1 pseudogene is annotated in these 626 nt (G+C 26.4%); it reads right to left on the minus strand.

Annotated features, from left to right (window positions below):
• A pseudogene (locus tag L8T90_RS07860) lies at positions 1 to 626 on the minus strand (hypothetical protein); the annotation flags it as partial.

A 626-nucleotide genomic window follows, 5' to 3' on the forward strand; every position in this document is an offset into this window, starting at 1 on the left:
AGACCATATCCCAAATAAAAAGCAATTTGATTTAAATAAAAATCAACACCTCTAGGATCTTTACTTGTATGGTGTTTGGCGTTAATTGAAGCTTTATAATATTCCCTTATAATAACATTTAATAATTTTCTTTCTTTCCTGGGTATTACAAATTGCTCCAAAAATTCAATAAGCCTTAAAGCTATCATGCACCAACTGTATGTTTTTGAATAAAATTTTATCTCTTTCGCATCATAATCTAGTTTATTGTAATTATCTAACATACACTGTGTAATATTGCTTTTAGTGATTTTTTTATCATGATTCATTGTACTATTTGGTCTCATTCTATGAATATACATTTTACTTGGCAAAACAAAAATATTTTTCACCTGAAAAAACAGCAAAACGCCAAATAAATTATCTTCATGTATAATACCATCTAGGAATTTTAGTTGTATTGATTTTAAAAAAGCAAAGTCAATCATTCCCATAACAGAAAACCAAAATGATTTTACATTTAACTCCAAAGATTTCTCAATCCATAAATTCTTGCTTAATAAACATTCAAAACCAAATCCATAGTTTTCAAACAATGTATTAGGAATTTTTAAAGGAATTTCGATATCATCATAATAACGTCTACT

The organism is Campylobacter sp. RKI_CA19_01121, assembly GCF_025771295.1.
Classification (GTDB): domain Bacteria; phylum Campylobacterota; class Campylobacteria; order Campylobacterales; family Campylobacteraceae; genus Campylobacter_D.